Below are 17,087 nucleotides of genomic sequence, written 5' to 3' on the forward strand. Positions count from 1 at the left end.
AAAAATTATTTTTTTAATTAAACCAAAGTTAAGTCTGGAGAATCCAAAATGAAAATCAAAAAACTAAAAAATCGCATAATTTTATATTTTATTTTTGTTACAATTATTCCCTCAATGCTTATAACATTTTTTTATTATTACAATACCAGCAATCTTTATGAAGAAAACATTCTTGAAACAGCTGTCACTGATCTTAATTATATAAAGAATAATGTGGAAGAAAGAATTACAATGGCTAATCAGTTTACCGACTGGTTTTATTTAAATTCCAATTTTAATGATTTGTTGAGTAATAATTATTTAAAAACTTCCAAAGAAGATCTCGAAATTTATAAACAAATAAACCTTCATCTTAATAATTCACCCCTGGAAAATTATGTTGCTTCTTTAATTATTGTTGGAGATAACGGAAAATCTTTTAAACTAGCTACGGATGGATCAATGATTGAAATTGAAGATATTAAATCACAGAGCTGGTTTGAAAAAGGTACTAAAGCTGATAATTCTGTTTACTGGCCGGGTTTGATTGAAAATCCTGCCCTAATTAGTAATTATGATAATGTAATACCTGTTATCCGACCTATTTTCGATACTACTTTATATAAAAAAATTGGCTGGGTTTTTGTTGCTTTTAAAGAAAGCTTAATTACTGATATTTATAACAGCAGTAATAATTATGAGGTAAAAAAATATTATACTATTGATCATCATAATAATATTCTAGCTTCAGAGCATAAAAATGAAATTATAGAGAGTCATCAATCTCAAACAGAGGTTAAAAACATTCTAAACCAGAAATATGGTTATTTTAAAATTGAAAATGAAGGAATTGATACCCTTTATATTCATCATAAATTGGATCAGAATGATTGGTCTGTAGTTGAAGTTCTGCCAATGAATGTTCTGGCAGAACAAAATAAAGTTTTACTGCATACTTCGCTAATTATTTTTCTGATTAGTTTGATATTAACTTCTATTTTAACAGTTTATCTTTCTTCAAATTTAACCGAACCTCTCAAAAAAATTATCCGACAGGTAAATCAAATTTCTCTGGGAGTATTTGATAAAAATAAACATATTGAAGGCCAGGATGAATTAGGAATTCTGGGTTCAAAGATTAATACTATGACAGAAAGTATAAAAATTTTAATGGATAAAATGGTGGAGGAAGAAGAGGAAAAAAGAAAATTTGAATTAAAAGCACTACAGAATCAAATAAACCCTCATTTTTTATATAATACGCTTAATTCTATTAAGTGGATGGCTGCTGTACATGGTGCAGAGGGCATAAAAAAAATGGTAGTTGCCTTAGGAAGACTGCTGCGCAATCTTTCTGCAGATACAAATAAGGAGATTACTCTGCAGGAAGAGTTGGATATTCTTGATGATTATATTTATATCCAGGACATCCGCTACAGTGGTAAAATAAAATTCAAAAAAGAAATTAAGGATTCTGACTTATTAAAGGCTAAAATTATCAAGTTTATTTTACAGCCCTTAGTTGAGAATGCTATTTTTCACGGAATAGAACCTAAAGAAGAGGCAGATTTAATAAAAATTAGAGCTGAAAAAATATTTAATCTTGAAGATAAGCCCAGAATGAAGATTACTGTTTTTGATAATGGAATTGGTATGAGCAAGGAAGAGATTGCTAAAATTTTGAATAAGAATGAAGAAGTGGAACATAAACATGGTTTAAATGGTATTGGTATTCAAAATGTTCAAGAGAGAATAAAAATGAATTATGGAAATGAATTTGGATTAAAAATTAATAGTAAAGAGGAAGAGTTTACAGAAGTAATTGCTATATTACCAATAAATTTTTAATAAAGATAACAAAATATTTTATTAAATTTATAGAATTAGAAAAGATACCCGGGAGGAAGCCAGGATGATTAAGGTAATGTTGATTGATGATGAAGTATTAGTTAGAGTTGGACTTAAATCTTTAATTAACTGGGATGAATATGGATATCAAATTATTGCTGAAGCTTCTAATGGAAAAGAAGGCTTAAAATTGATTAAAGAAAAGCAGCCAGAAATAGTAATTGTCGATATTAAGATGCCGATTAAGGATGGAATAACTTTAATCAAAGAAGTTAAAGACCTAAATTTAAATACGGAATTTATTGTGTTAAGTAGTTTTGATGATTTTGAACTGGTTAAAAAAGCTATGAAACTGGGAGCAGTTGATTATCTGCTTAAGCTTGAATTAGAGGAAAAAGAACTTGTGAATGCTCTGAATAGTGCTGTTGAGAAGGCAAAAGAAAACAAATCTGATTTGGAGAGTAATAAAAAAAATAAAAGCAAATTAGAAGAAGTAAAGAAAAAAACATTACATAAAATACTGGCAGGAATAATTTCAGATCAAAATCAAATTAAAAAACTTTTTGAAAATTTAAAAATTAATCTAAAAGAAGAAAAAATATTATGTTTGACAATTAAAATAAAGGATAAGGATGTATTAAAAAAATTTAGTCAGGGAGATATAAATCTTTATGAAGACTCAATTATTAATATAGTTGAAGAAATTGTTGGTGATTTTTATAATTCAACAGTTTTTATGAATAACTGGGGTGAGATTGTAGTTTTTTTAAATTTAGAGAATGATTTGGAAACTGAAAAAGAGAAAATCTCTAGGTTGAATTTACGTCTGCACAAAATGATTAAAAATTACTTTTCTCTTTCAGTTACCACTGCTGCCAGCAGCTTAAAAAATAATTATCTTCAATTAAGTGAGGCTTTTGTTGAATGCTCGGAATGTTTAAATTACAGCTTTAGATGTGTAGAAGGGAATGCAATTTATTATCAAAACTTGCCCCAAAAGACTAATCTGCAAACTTCAGAGTATATTAAAAATTTTGTGATAGAATTTGATGAAAGTCTGGAGTATAGAGAAATAGAAAAGGCTGTAATGTTGCTGAAAAAAATAATTGCTAAAATTAAGCAGAATTATTTAAGTAGAAATAATGCATTTAACCTTTATTTTAAAATTGCAGCTTCTTTAGAAAAAAATCTGGAGCAAGAAATAATAGGCCAGTTCTTTGAAAGTAATAATTTATATCAGAATATAGATTCGATAACCAATAATAGGGATTTAATCAGCTGGCTTCAGATTCTAACCGAAAATCTTAAGCAGTATATAGATAAAAAGAAGGATAATCATCTTATCTTAAAGGCAAAAAAATATCTTAAGCACAATTTTAATCAGGAAATCAGCCTGGAACATACAGCTAAAGAAATAAATGTTAGTTCAGGTTATTTGAGCCATCTATTTAAAGAAAAGAGCGGGATTAGTTTTACTGAATATTTAAATCAACTAAGAATTTCTGAAGCAAAAAAATTGTTGAGAAATAAGGGATTAAAAATTTATCAGATAGCAGATCAAACAGGTTATAATAATCCATATTATTTTAGCCGTGTTTTCAAAAAAGTTACTGGTATAAGTCCCACTGAATATAGAAAAAGCAAATAAATATTAAATTTTTGTATGAAATCTAAAAAAAGTACAAAAAAGTCAACTTTTTATTTTTAGAAAATTTAATATCTTAAAATTAATTAGATTTGTATATTAATTATTAAGATACTGCATTTATCCCCGAGCTTTAAAAATATATAATAAATTTAGAATAAAAAATATTAAGGGGGAGAAAAATTAATGAAAAAGACTTTTGTTTTTAGTTCAATTTTTTTAGTTTCAATTTTATTGCTGGCAACTTTATCTGTAGCCGCTCAGACAACCATTCGAGTGGTTTTATGGGATTATGAGATGTCTCCGGAGTACCATGAGTTAATTAATACTTTTGAAGAGAAAAATCCGGATATTGATGTTGAGGTTGTAGATGTTACATCTCAGGATTATGGTGATAAGCTTACAGTAATGCTTTCAGGTGGAGAAGATCTTGATGTTTTTGCTGTTAAAGATATGCCTGGATACTCTAATTTTATCAGTATGAATCACCTGGAACCTCTAAATGATTATATTGAAAGAGATAATCTGGATACTTCAATTTACAGTGGTCTGATGGAAGAAATTAAAATTGATGGTGAGTACTATGCTATTCCATTCAGAACTGATAACTGGATTTTATTCTATAATAAAGATATCTTTGATGCAGCCGGTGTCGAATACCCAACAAACGATATGACCTGGCCAGAATTTAGAGAAAAGGCTGCTGCTGTAACCAGTGGTTCAGGTAGTGATAAAACATATGGTGCTTTTATTCAACCATGGATGTCTTTAGCAACAAACTTAGGAGTACTAAAAGAAGAAGGGGCAACTACTCTTGCAAATGGAGAAGATTATGATTTCTTAAAACCTGGTTATGAACTTTACTTAAAAATGCAGTATGAAGATGAATCTGTAATGCCTTATGGTGAAGCAACAACATCTAGTGCTCATTACAGAACCCAATTTGAGTCTGGAAAAGTTGGAATGGTTTATATAGGAACCTGGAATATTGGAGCACTTATTTCTGATAAAAAAGCGGGAAGACATGATGTTAACTGGGGAATTGCCAAGTCTCCTCACTGGGCTGATATGGAAGAACCTGATACAGCAATTTCTATCGTAACTCCAATGGCTATCAATTCTAATAGTGATAAAAAAGAGGAGGCCTGGAAGTTCATTAAGTTTGCAGGAAGTGAAGAAGGTGCCAAGATTTTTGCTAAACACGGTGTACTACCTGCAGTAAAAACTAAAGATGTTCTTGATGTATATACCTCTGCAGATGGATTCCCAGAAAATTCTGCTGCAGCACTTGAAGCTAAAAAATTACTCTTAGAATTTCCTCCTGCACCTAATGCTGGTGTAATTAGTTCCATCATTCAGGAAGAACATGAATTAATTATGTTAGATGAAGTCTCAATAGATGAGGGTATTGATAATATTGAAAGAAGAATAGATATGGAATTAAACTGGTAAACTGATAAATAGTAAGTCAACTGGACGAGTTAATTATTAGCTCGTCCAGTTTATTAAATAGCAACAGGAGGTGACCGGGAAACCGGAAATTATGAAATCAATCAAAAATTTCTTTAATAATATTTTTAAAAGCAGTGATTCTGGAGCAATGGTAAGTAAAAATAGAAAAACTGCTTATTTTTTTCTGCTACCTAATTTTATCGGTTTTTTTATTTTCACTTTGATACCTGTAGCAATTGCTTTTTTTCTTTGTTTTGTGCGCTGGGATTTTTCAAATCCAATGAGATTTGTTGGTCTCAAAAATTTCACTTATATGTTTACAGATCAGACCTTTTTGATTGCGCTTAAAAATACATTTTTCTTTACTCTTGTCTCAGTACCTTCAACTATGATTATTTCCCTGGGACTGGCAATTTTATTAAATAAAATTATAAAAGGTGTTAAATTTTTAAGAACAATGTATTTTATTCCCTATATTACTTCGATGGTGGCAGTGGCTATAGTCTGGAACATGCTTTATAGTCCATCTATGGGTCCTATCAACAACTTTTTAAGAAATATGGGAGTTAATAATCCACCAGGCTGGACTGCTTCAACTGACTGGTCGATGATCGCAATTATTATTATGAGTGTCTGGAAACAGATAGGATACTATATGGTTATTTATCTAGCAGGTCTGCAGGGAATACCATCTCATCTTTATGAAGCGGCTACAATTGATGGAGCAAACTCCTGGCAGAAATTTAGATATGTTACCCTGCCGATGTTAACACCTACTACATTTTTTGTCAGTATTATGCTTTTAATCGGATCATTTAAGGTCTTTACTCAGGTTATGGTTATGACGAGTGGGGGGCCGGGTCGTTCCAGTAATGTTTTAGTTTATTATATTTACAATCAGGCATTTGTCTATAATAGATTTGGCTATGCTTCTGCGATTGCCTTTGTTTTATTCTTTATTGTTTTAGCGATAACTATTTTCCAGTTTAAAAAAGAAGAAAAATGGGTTAATTATACTTGATAATTTGGAGGTGAAGGAGTTATTATGTCAACAACTAAAAAAATAACAGTTTATATATTATTATTACTTGGTGCTGCAGTAATGGTCTTTCCGTTTGTCTGGATGCTTTCAGCATCTATCAAAACTAATATTCAGGTGTTTGAATATCCAATTCAATGGATTCCAGATAATCCTCAGTGGCAGAATTATATTGAAATCTGGAAACAGATTGACTTTTTAACTTATTATAAAAACACTATCTTTTTAACTTTAGTGGTTACTGGTCTAAGTCTTTTTACCAGTAGTCTGGCAGCATATGCTTTTTCTAAAATCGAATTTCCGGAGCGAAATTTACTATTCTTATTATATATAGGTACAATTGCGGTTCCGTTTCAGGTTATTATGATCCCGCAGTTTATGATCATCAGAAATATTGGTCTTAGTGATTCACTCTGGGCTCTGGTTCTGATTCAGGCATTTACTCCTTTTGGAGTGTTTTTACTGAGGCAGTTCTTTATGAGTATCCCCAATGAGTTAAGCGAAGCAGCCAGAATTGATGGTTTAAATGACTTTGGTATTTTTACTCAGATTGTACTACCTCTGGCTAAACCAGCCCTGGCAACCCTGGCTATTTTCCAGTTTGTATTTGTCTGGAATGATTATCTGGGTCCGCTAATTTATCTTTCGTCTGACAGCAATAAAACTATTCAGCTGGGGATAATGAAGTTTATGACTCAGTATTCCTCTGATTATGCTCTGATAATGGCGGCTTCAGTAGTGGCTGTGGTTCCAGTAATTATTATGTTCCTTTTCTTACAGAAGTATTTTGTAGAAGGAATTGCAATGTCTGGTATTAAAAGTTAAGTTTAATTAGCTCATAATAATAAACAAAATTTTTACAAGAGTAATATTTTAATTGAGGAGTTTTGTTATGACAGAAAGAAAATTTTGGTTAGAAACAATGTTTGAGATTATTGATCCGGTTTTAGAAAATTTAAGTCAGGAAAAATTAAAGCTTAAGATGCCGGTTGCTGGAGAAGATGAGCGGGTTAAATTTAGCTATCTGGAAGCTTTTGGGCGAACTTTGAGCGGAATTGCTCCCTGGCTTGAGCTTAATTCTAAGGAAGTAGATTTGTCTCCAGAGGAGAAGAAAAGACTGACTAAATATACTAAGTTAGCCAGAAAATCAATTAAAAATGCAGTTGATCCTGATTCAGCAGATTATATGGTTTTTGCTGATCAGATCAGGCAGCCCTTAGTGGATACTGCTTTTTTAGCTCAGGCAGTTATCAGGGCACCTGAAGAACTCTGGCAGAAGCTTGACTCTCAGACTAAAACAAAACTGGTTGAAGCTTTAAAAAGCAGCAGGCAGATCAAACCATATTACTGTAACTGGCTTCTCTTTTCGGCAATGGTCGAGGCAGCTCTTGCTTTTATGGGAAAAGATTATGATTCAGTCAGAATTGATTATGCTATAAGAGAACATATGGGCTGGTATCTTGGAGATGGAGTTTATGGTGATGGCCCTGAATTTCACTTTGATTATTATAATAGTTTTGTGATTCAACCGATGATGCTCGATATTATTAAGGTTATGAAAGATAAGGATCCAGAAATTGCGGAGATGGAAGCAGAGGTTTTAAGCAGAGCTCAGCGTTATGGAGAAATATTAGAAAAAATGATTGCTGCTGATGGAAGCTATCCACCAATTGGACGTTCAATTACCTACAGGTTTGGAGTTTTTCAGCTGTTATCACAGCTTTCATTAAATGAAAAGCTGCCTGAATCTTTAAATCCGGCTCAGGTGAGATCTGCTTTAACTGCTGTAATCAAAAAGGTAATGGAAGCCGATAATGTATTTGATCAAAATGGCTGGTTAAATATAGGACTTTACGGTAATCAACCTGATCTGGGGGAACATTACATTAATACAGGCAGCCTTTATCTGGCCAGTGAAGTGTTTTTAGCCCTGGGTCTTGCTGAGAATTCAGAGTTTTGGTCAGCTCCGTCCGAAGCCTGGTCAGCTAAAAAAATCTGGAGTGGAAAAAATATAGCTGCAGATCATGCACTTTAAAATATTTAGCTGTTTAGTTTTTAAAATCATTATATTTTAAGGTTAATGGGGTGGAATGATGAATTTTTATGATCTGGAAAAAGCTTTAGAGTCAAACAGCAGCCGGAATAATCTTTTTTCTGCAGACATAAAATCAAAGATTAATCAATTAAAAATGTCTAAACTGATGCAGAAAGAACTAATTCAGATTGAAAAAAGTGCTGAGAAATTTATTGAAAAAAGTCTGGCAGAACTTACTTTTAGAGATTTTAAGATTTATTTTGAAAATGGTTCCCGTAAAGAATATGAAAATAAATACTTTCAAAGGAGAGAAGCACTTGTCTCTCTGGCAGTAATGGCTTTGTTAAGCACAGAAGATGAGAAAGGAAAATATCTAGATGCACTGGAAGAGGTTATCTGGGAAGTATGTGCTGAATTCACCTGGGCTCTGCCTGCACATTTGGACTGGGATAGTTATAATCCTGATCAGGAGTCTGAATCTAAACTCTTATCTTTAAAAAAATGGCAGTCTGCTGATAATTTTATTGAAGATTCCAGAGAGGTTATTGACCTTTTTGCTGCAGAAACTGCTTTTGCTCTGGCTGAAATTGGCCATTTGCTGGAAACTGAACTGGATTCGTTAATTATCAGCAGAATAAAAAGTGAAATAAGAAAGAGAATATTACTCCCTTTCAGTGATTTGAAAAATTCATATCACTGGGAAAGTCTAAAAATGAACTGGTCAGCAGTTTGTGCTGCTTCTATTGGCAGTACAGCTATTTATCTGCTGGAAGATACTGCAGAATTGAGCCGGATTTTGGATAGAGTTATTAAAAGTCTGGAAGTTTATCTTTCTTCTTTTGCAGGAGATGGAATTTCTCAGGAAGGGCCTTCCTACTGGAATTACGGTTTTTCATTTTATACATATTTTGCCGAGTTATTGAAAAAAAGAACAGATAATCAAATTGATTTACTCTCTGATGCAAAAGTAAAAAAAATTGCTTTTTTTCAGCAGAAATTTTATCTGAGTGGTGATCAGGTGATTTCTTTTTCTGATACCCCACTTACTTTTAATTTTAGAGCCGGACTGAGTTCAAAGTTAAAAGAAAACTTTTCGGAATTAAAACTTCCGGAGCTGGAGTACAGGGCTGATTTTCACAGTGACAGCTGTTACCGCTGGCCCCATATAATTAGAGATTTGTTCTGGCTGCAGCCGGAGTTTTTTGCTGAAGAAAATGAAGGTGATCAAGGCTTAGATAAGCTTGATCAGAGTGATAGCTACAGCTATGAAGCAGATGCTGAATGGTTAATTTATAAAAATAAATTTAAGGGTAAAAAACTTGCTATAGCAGCTAAAGCAGGCAATAATAATGAGCCCCACAATCACAATGATCTGGGATCATTTATTTATCATTTTGCTGGCGAGAGTTTTCTGGTAGATCCAGGAAGTGGTGAATACAGTAGAGATTATTTTGGCAGCCACCGCTATGATTATCTGGTTAATAGTTCTCGGGGACATTCAACAGCTTTGATTGGCGGGGAAGTGCAGTTTGCTGGGGAAGCTGCTTTTATTACAGAGAATGACTTTATAGCAGCAGATGATCGGCTAAAATTTTCTTTCCGACTGGATAATGCCTACAGTTTAGAAAGTCTAAATTATTATCAGCGGCAGTTTAAAATTAATAGAAAAAAAGGACAGTTCTTTGTAGAAGATAGTTTTAAATTTAGTCAGGCTGAAAGCTTAACTGAAAGATTTGTCAGTTTTTTTGAACCAGAACAGACTGCAGATGACTTAATTAAACTGCAGGGAGCGAATAATTCAGTCTTTATTAAATTTGAGGCAGAACTATTTAATTTTAAACTGAATTCTGAGGAATTTACAGCTCACAGTGGGGAAAGAAAAAAATTATATTTACTTGATTTTGAACTAAAAAAGAGGATTAAGGAAGAGAAATTTAAATTCGAGATTTTTCCTGATCTATAAATAGTTTTAAGATGTCCTGCTTTTTTAAAAAAACTTAATAGATTATATAATCAGAGCAGAGTTATTTTGGTTTGATTTAAAATTGTTTAACTAAAATATAAGAAAGGAAGATGAAATAAATGGCAGAAAATAAGGGAGAAAATCATATTGGAGCACTTCATGATGAAGATTATAAAGAAAAATATTTTGAGCCTTTAATTGATCATAATTCAATGGTTTATGATGTGAGCAGAGAAAAAGAATCACTCAATGGCCGCTGGAATTTTCAGATTGATCAATATGATACATTTTTAAGAGCAGACTGGTATTCAAACAAAAAAGAAGATGAAACAGGTCTTGAATTGCCTCTGGATCATGATTTTGAGCAGTGGGAAGAAATTAATGTTCCTGCCTGCTGGAATACAGAGTCTGATAAATATCTTTATTATGAAGGACCTGCGGTCTACCATAAATCATTTAAATACTCAAACTATGGAGAAGATAAAGTCTTTCTGAAACTGGGAGCAGCAAATTATGACAGCTATATCTTTTTAAATCAAAAATTTGTTGGACACCATCAGGGTGGCTCTACTCCTTTTATGCTTGATATTACAGAAAATCTTGCAAAAGAAAACAGCCTGCAGATTGTTGCTGACAATACAAGACGTAGAGAGGCAGTACCTACAAAAAATACTGATTGGTTTAATTATGGTGGAATTTATAGAGATGTAGAACTTTTAAGATTACCTGAAACATATATTAAGGACTTTTCTCTGGCACTTGCAGAAGCTTCCTATCAGAAAATGGATCTTAACTTAGAAGTGGCCGGAAAAGAGCTTAATGGAGAAGCAATACTTAAAATTCCAGAATTAGATCTTGAAGTAAAAACAAAACTGGAAAATGGAATGGCAGAACTCAGTTTTGCTGCTGAGCCAGAACTCTGGAGTCCTGATAATCCTAAATTATATCAGGTTATTTTAACTTATGCTGGTGATCAAATTGAAGAAAAAATTGGCTTCAGACAGATAAAAGTTGAGGGTAGAGATATTTATTTAAATGGAGAAAAAATATTCCTTAAGGGGATAGCTGCTCACGAAGAAAGTGTTGCCAATGGAAAGGCAGTAACTGAAGCGGAAGTAATTGAAAATATTAAACTGGCAAAAGAGATGAACTGCAATTATATTAGGCTGGCCCATTATCCTCACAGCTATAAGGTAGCTCAGATTGCTGATGAGATGGGAGTTATGCTCTGGGAAGAGATTCCCGTTTACTGGGCAATTGATTTTAAAAATCAAAGAACCTATAATGATGCAGAAAATCAGCTTTTAGAATTAATTAAAAGGGATATTAACAGAGCCAGTGTTATAATCTGGTCAGTTGGAAACGAAAATGAAGATACTGACGCTCGACTTAATTTTATGAGCGGACTCGCTAAAAAAGCAAAAGAGATCGATCCAACAAGACTGGTATCTGCAGCCTGCCTGGTTGATGAAAAGAATAACAGAATTTCCGATAGATTAACAGATTATCTTGATATAATAGGTCAGAACGAATATTACGGCTGGTATATCCCAGATATTTCAAAATTAATTGACTGTATGGAAAATTCTAAGCCGGATAAACCGGTAGTGATAACCGAATTTGGGGCAGGTGCTTTAAGTGGAGAACGGGGAACAAAAGATGATCTTTTTACAGAAGATTATCAGCTTCAGGTTTATCAAAAGCAGACTGAGGTTCTGGGAAATATTGAATATATTAAAGGTTTAAGTCCCTGGATTTTATTTGATTTCCGCTGTCCCAGAAGAACTAATAAATATCAGAAGGGTTATAACCGTAAAGGATTGCTTTCTGCTGATAAGAACCATAAAAAAATGGCTTTTTACGAGATGCAGAGATTTTATTCTGAAATAGAATAACTCAGGAGGTGAAGATTTAATAGAGCTTAAAGTTTGTTCTATTAATAGATAATGAAACTTTCTTTTAGTACTTTAGCCTGTACAGACTGGGAAATAGAAAAAGTAGTTAACTTTGCAGCTGCTAATAATTATGATGGAGTTGAATTAAGAGCCAGAGAACCCCATTTAAGTACAGATTTTAATCAGCAGGAGCGCAAAAGAATAAAAAATTTATTTCGAAAAAATAATTTAGAGATTCCCTGTATTACTGCCTATACCAGGTTTGGTTATCAGGATGATGAACTGCGCCAGAATAATATAAGACAGTTAAAAAAGATGATCGATCTCGCAGCTGATGTTGGGGCTGAATATATTAGAACATTTGGTCCGGCTCCTGATAACACTTTTAGCCTGCAAAAAGTAATTGGCTGGATTAGAGAATCTTTTTTAGAAATTGACGATTATGCAGCAGAAAAAGGTGTTAAAGTTCTGCTGGAAAGTCATGATGATCTCTGTCTTGGTAAAGACTTAATTAAAATTTTTGAAGGAGCAGGTCTAAAAAGCTGTGGTGTTTTATGGGATGCTGCTCATTCAGTGAGAGCTGGAGAAAAGATAGCTGAAACGGTCAGCTATCTTAAAGATTATATTTATCATGTTCATTTAAAAGACTGGATTAAATTAGCTGACGGTGAAGATTATTATGTATTGCTGGGTGCCGGTGAACTGAAGGTAAATAAGTTATTAAACTGTTTACAAGATATTAATTATAAAGGTTATCTTTCTTTAGAATGGGAAAAAATGTGGCACCCGGAAATTGAAGAATCTGAGATTTCTATAATTCAATACTCCAGAAAAATGAAAAATGATTTTTTAAAAAATATTAAATAATATTTTATAAAATGATATAATCAACCTGAGAGTTAGTAAAGTTAATTTTATTATAATCTCTTATTAAAAAATTGGAGGGGATTTTAAATGCAAGAAGTAGGATTTGCGGTTGTAGGTGTCCGTAATTTTGCCGGCAGTTATCTTCGTAATATTGAAGAACTGGAAGCTGAGGGAAAAATTAAACTTACTGCTGTAGTTGTTAAGGATCAGGTTAAAAATGCTGAAAAAGTGAGGGAACTGAGACATAGAGGAATAGCAATCTATAGTTCATATGAAAGTTTACTTAAGGAATCAAAAAATAGCGTAGATTTAATTGGACTTCCAGTTTCTATTCCAACTCATGCAGAAATGGCAATTAAGGGAATGAAGGCCGGTTATGATATTTTATTAGAAAAGCCTCCTGCCCCAACTGTTCAGGAAATGGATGCAATAATGAGAACTGAAAAAGAAACAGGTAGGTTTACCTCTATTGGTTTTCAGTTTATTCATTCCAATACAATCAGAAAAATTAAGCAGTTTATTTTAGAAGGCAAGTTAGGTGAAATTAAAGAAATAGCTGCTAAAGGATTTTGGTCGCGCTTTAAGTCATATTATGATCGTAATAACTGGGCTGGAACAAGTATAGAAATGGGGAAACTTGTTCTGGATGGGCCAATACATAATGCCTTTGCTCACTATTTAAATAATATGATTTTTCTTGCTGGTTCGGATATGCAGAGTTCAGCTGAATTGAAAAGAGTTAGAGCAGAACTTTACAGAGCTCACAGCTATATTGAATCAGATGATAATTCCTGTCTGGAAGCGGAGACTACTAAAGGGACAAAGATTTATTTTTATGTGACTCATGTACCGGAAGAAAAAAGAGATCCTGTAATGGAGATTGTAGGAACTGAGGGTAAAATCAGCTGGAAGATGAATGAGGAAACAAAGATTGAATTAAATAATGGGGAAACAATTGAATTTGATAATGAAGGTCTGGATCCTCACAAAGAAGTATTTAGAATTGCAGCCGATAAAAAACTTGGATTAATTGAAGAGTTATACTGTACTCCTGAAAATACTAGAAGTTTTACTGTGGCAATCAATGGAGCCTATGAATCTGCTAAAAAAATTAAAGCCGTTCCTCAGGAATTAGTAGAAGAATTTACCAATGATGAGGGAGAATATCAGACAGTACTGCCAGGTATTGATGATTTGATTGATCAGGCTTTTGCAGAAAGAAAATTAATATCTGATCTGGGTAAAGTAGATTGGGCAGTTAAAACAGAGTGGATAAATGTAGAGAACTATACTGATTTTAATCCATTTAATTAATACAGTTAAATAATTAGATATTGATGTTAAACATTAATATATTTATTCCTTGGAAGATGCTCTCTGATGGTGAAGAATAGTGATTTATTACTTCATCTAAAGAGAGCATTTTATTATTAGAGCCAATCTTTTTTAATTAATTGAAGAATCAATTAATAAAAATCAAAACTAAAGGCTGCTCTTTTAAATCAAAATTAAATTACTTATTAAGAGAGCAGCCGAGCATTAATACTTATGTTATTTATCTATTCAAAATCAAGTACCATACTCTTAACATTTACACCTTCAACAGACTTTAATTCTTCTTCTAATGCCTCTACTTCAGTATTGCTTGCAGTAAGATCTAAAATTATCATACCCTCATCAGCACAGTCTCTACTTTCGTGCATCCCCAGGCGGGTTTTAATTATACAGCCGTGTTCAGTTAATATTTTCTGGACAGTTGGAGCAGCATCAGTTCTTTTGTCAATCAAAATTGCCATAATCATAGAATGCTTCATCAGATCACTCCTTTTTAAGTTGAAAAGACTCATATTTTAATATTTAACCATTAGATCAAATTTCCCTTTAAAAACTTAGATTTAATCAGAAATAAAATTAATTTGTTTGACATTCGAACAAATATAAATTATAATTTAATTAAAGTCAAAATATTATTTTTAAAACAAAAATTCAGAAAATAAAAAATATTATAAAATAACTTGTTAAAAAAGAGGGAATAATTATGTTAGATAATGATAGTAAAAAAATTTTTGGCTGGTCTGGTCCTGCTGCAGGTGCAGCTATTTTTAGAATAATCAAGAATATTGGTCCAATATCGAGAACAGATATTGTTAAAAAAACAGGTCTGTCTAAATCAACAGTAAGTGTTCATACAAAAAAATTGTTGGAAATGGGTTTAATCAAAGAATCTAAAAGTAAAAACAAATCTGTGGGTAGTGTGGGAAGGAATCGTAAATTACTTAAATTTGCAAAAAATAATGGCTATATTATTGCTATTGATCTGGGAGCAACCAGTTTAAATGTGGGGCTTTGTAATTTAGATGCCGAAATTATTGATTTAAAAGGAAAAAGTGTTCTGGTGAACAGTGGTCCTAAAAAAATTATGGTTGAAATAGATAATTTTATCGAAGAATTGATAGTGAATAACAATGTTTCTAGAAATAAAATTTTTGGTATTGGTATGGGAGTTCCCGGACCTGTTGAATTTTCCAAAGGTCTGCCAGTATCGCCTCCAATTATGCCTGGGTGGCATCATGTGCCGTTAAAAGAAATATTGCAGGATAAATATAATTGTCCTTCTTTTATTGATAATGATGTAAATGTTATGGCTGTTGGGGAAAAGCATGCAGGTGTTGCTCAAAATTTTTCTAATTTTATTTTTATTAAGATCGGAACTGGTATTGGAGCAGGTATTATTTGTGAAGATAAATTATACAGAGGTTCTAAAGGATGTGCTGGTGATATTGGACATATTTCAATAAATGGGGAGGAAGAATTATGTCCCTGTGGTAATAGAGGCTGTCTTGAAATTGTAGCGGCAGGTCCAGCAATTGCTAAAAAGGCTAAAGAAGCAGCAAAAAAAAGAGAAAGCGATTTTCTGCTCTCAGTTTTAAATAAAAAAGGAGATATTACAGCAAAGGATGTCGGAGAAGCAATTAAAAAAAATGATAGTTCTGCAATTGAAATTGTAAAAAATAGTGGCCAAAAAATTGGTCAGGTGACCTCCCGACTGGTAAATTTTTATAATCCTTCTTTGATAATTATTGGAGGTGGAGTTGCTAATATTGGAAATTATTTAATTTCAGCAATAAAAGAGGAGGTATTTAGACATTCTACCTCGCTTGCAGTTCAGGATTTAGAAATTGAATTATCTAAAAAGAATGAAGAGGTTGGGATAATTGGAGCTGCAGCGATGGCAGTAAATGAAATTTATTCACATGATAATGTTACAGAGATGGTCTATCTGGATAGCAATTAGAGTTGGTAATTTTTTTATTATATTATCTCATCTTAGAAGTATGAGGTTGAATTTCTGGAAAAAGTTGGAGGGGATTAATCTGATTCTTGTTCCAAGAGTTGTTGGGGTGAAAATATGGAAAAGCATTATTTTTGGTTAAACAAACTAAAGAGTACTTTGGAGAAAGAGAAAAAGAATTAAAAGAAGGAATTTAAAGAGGGAGGAGATAATTTGAAAAGAATAATTGCTGTTAACTCAAATACCTACCACGGATTTTCTCTCAAACAGGCAATTACAGGGATCAAAGCAGCAGGTTTTAAATACATTGAACTTACTGCTACCAAAGGCTGGACAGAGCATGTTTTTCCGACTATGTCTTTAAAGAAATTATATGAGATCGAAGATCAGCTGATTGAGGCTGGATTAACTCCGATTTCTTTAAGCGGTCACACAAATTTGATGGATAATAATCGGGTCGATGATTTTATTGCTAATATTCGTCTTGCTCATTTTTTTGGCTGCAAATATATTATTTCTTCGATTGGGGAAGCTCACCTGGAAGATAAAGCAGAACTTTCTGATCAGAAAACAGCCGAAAACATTAAAGATTTAATTCCTTATCTGGAAGAATATAAGCTGATTTTAGGACTTGAAAACCATGGTAAACATGGAACAGGTAAGCATTTAAAAAAAATTGTTGAGCTGGTTGATTCTGAGCGAGTTGTAATTAATTATGATACAGCCAATGCTATTTTTTATGGAGAAGAAAACCTTGATTTAGAAACCGATTTAAAGTCTGCAGTAGAAAAAGTCGGACATCTGCATTTAAAAGATAAAGCGGGCTCTCAAAAAGAATGGAATTTTCCTGCTTTAGGTAAGGGTAAAATTGATTTTGAGTCTTTATTTAAAATTTTAAAAGAAAATAATAATAATTCTCCTTTCAGTATAGAAATAGAATTTACTGAAGAAGGGCCGACAGATCTGGCTGAGGTAAATGAAGCAGTAAGAGAATCCTATCAGTTTCTTAAAATAGCCGGTTTTGATATTTAACTTTGATTGACCAAAAGTTTTAAGGTGTTTCTGGATAATA

General features: G+C 32.6%; 13 protein-coding genes. 12 read left to right on the top strand and 1 reads right to left on the bottom strand.

Annotated elements, in window-relative coordinates:
* Positions 1 to 48 precede the first annotated feature (48 nt).
* From BW929_RS11615 to BW929_RS11660, 10 genes are all read left to right on the top strand, one after another.
* Positions 49 to 1,827, top strand: a complete 1,779-nt coding sequence (locus tag BW929_RS11615) for a sensor histidine kinase (protein ID WP_076545659.1) — start codon at positions 49 to 51, stop codon at positions 1,825 to 1,827.
* Between the two features lie 64 nt (positions 1,828 to 1,891).
* Positions 1,892 to 3,475 carry a response regulator transcription factor gene (locus BW929_RS11620; RefSeq protein ID WP_076545660.1) on the top strand — a complete coding sequence of 528 codons (1,584 nt, stop codon included), beginning with the start codon at positions 1,892 to 1,894 and terminating at the stop codon, positions 3,473 to 3,475.
* A gap of 183 nt (positions 3,476 to 3,658) precedes the next feature.
* The gene (locus BW929_RS11625; RefSeq protein ID WP_076545661.1) at positions 3,659 to 4,924 is read left to right on the top strand and encodes an ABC transporter substrate-binding protein; all 1,266 of its coding nucleotides are present in this window, start codon (positions 3,659 to 3,661) and stop codon (positions 4,922 to 4,924) included.
* Positions 4,925 to 5,015: 91 nt separating this feature from the next.
* Positions 5,016 to 5,945, top strand: a complete 930-nt coding sequence (locus BW929_RS11630) for a carbohydrate ABC transporter permease (protein ID WP_076545662.1) — start codon at positions 5,016 to 5,018, stop codon at positions 5,943 to 5,945.
* Between the two features lie 24 nt (positions 5,946 to 5,969).
* The gene (locus tag BW929_RS11635; protein ID WP_076545663.1) at positions 5,970 to 6,788 is read left to right on the top strand and encodes a carbohydrate ABC transporter permease; all 819 of its coding nucleotides are present in this window, start codon (positions 5,970 to 5,972) and stop codon (positions 6,786 to 6,788) included.
* A 67-nt stretch (positions 6,789 to 6,855) separates the two neighbouring features.
* Positions 6,856 to 7,998, top strand: coding sequence for a DUF2264 domain-containing protein (locus BW929_RS11640; RefSeq protein WP_076545664.1), 1,143 nt, complete (start codon positions 6,856 to 6,858; stop codon positions 7,996 to 7,998).
* A 58-nt stretch (positions 7,999 to 8,056) separates the two neighbouring features.
* The gene (locus tag BW929_RS11645; RefSeq protein ID WP_076545665.1) at positions 8,057 to 9,961 is read left to right on the top strand and encodes a heparinase II/III domain-containing protein; all 1,905 of its coding nucleotides are present in this window, start codon (positions 8,057 to 8,059) and stop codon (positions 9,959 to 9,961) included.
* 119 nt (positions 9,962 to 10,080) lie between these two features.
* The gene (locus BW929_RS11650; protein ID WP_076545666.1) at positions 10,081 to 11,856 is read left to right on the top strand and encodes a glycoside hydrolase family 2 protein; all 1,776 of its coding nucleotides are present in this window, start codon (positions 10,081 to 10,083) and stop codon (positions 11,854 to 11,856) included.
* Positions 11,857 to 11,907: 51 nt separating this feature from the next.
* Positions 11,908 to 12,723 (top strand): sugar phosphate isomerase/epimerase family protein, encoded by an 816-nt coding sequence (locus BW929_RS11655; RefSeq protein WP_076545667.1) that lies wholly within the window; start codon positions 11,908 to 11,910, stop codon positions 12,721 to 12,723.
* A gap of 87 nt (positions 12,724 to 12,810) precedes the next feature.
* Positions 12,811 to 14,037 carry a Gfo/Idh/MocA family protein gene (locus BW929_RS11660; protein ID WP_076545668.1) on the top strand — a complete coding sequence of 409 codons (1,227 nt, stop codon included), beginning with the start codon at positions 12,811 to 12,813 and terminating at the stop codon, positions 14,035 to 14,037.
* 245 nt (positions 14,038 to 14,282) lie between these two features.
* Here BW929_RS11660 and BW929_RS11665 read toward each other — a convergent pair whose 3' ends face one another.
* Positions 14,283 to 14,537 carry a CPF_0552 family protein gene (locus BW929_RS11665; RefSeq protein WP_076545669.1) on the bottom strand — a complete coding sequence of 85 codons (255 nt, stop codon included), beginning with the start codon at positions 14,535 to 14,537 and terminating at the stop codon, positions 14,283 to 14,285.
* 224 nt (positions 14,538 to 14,761) lie between these two features.
* Between BW929_RS11665 and BW929_RS11670 the strand changes: the two genes are divergently transcribed.
* The gene (locus tag BW929_RS11670) at positions 14,762 to 16,018 is read left to right on the top strand and encodes an ROK family transcriptional regulator (protein ID WP_076545670.1); all 1,257 of its coding nucleotides are present in this window, start codon (positions 14,762 to 14,764) and stop codon (positions 16,016 to 16,018) included.
* Between the two features lie 210 nt (positions 16,019 to 16,228).
* The gene (locus tag BW929_RS11675; protein ID WP_076545671.1) at positions 16,229 to 17,047 is read left to right on the top strand and encodes a sugar phosphate isomerase/epimerase family protein; all 819 of its coding nucleotides are present in this window, start codon (positions 16,229 to 16,231) and stop codon (positions 17,045 to 17,047) included.
* The last annotated feature ends 40 nt before the right edge of the window (positions 17,048 to 17,087 follow it).

This window comes from Halanaerobium kushneri (genome assembly GCF_900156285.1).
In the GTDB taxonomy this organism is placed as follows: Bacteria; Bacillota; Halanaerobiia; order Halanaerobiales; family Halanaerobiaceae; genus Halanaerobium; species Halanaerobium kushneri.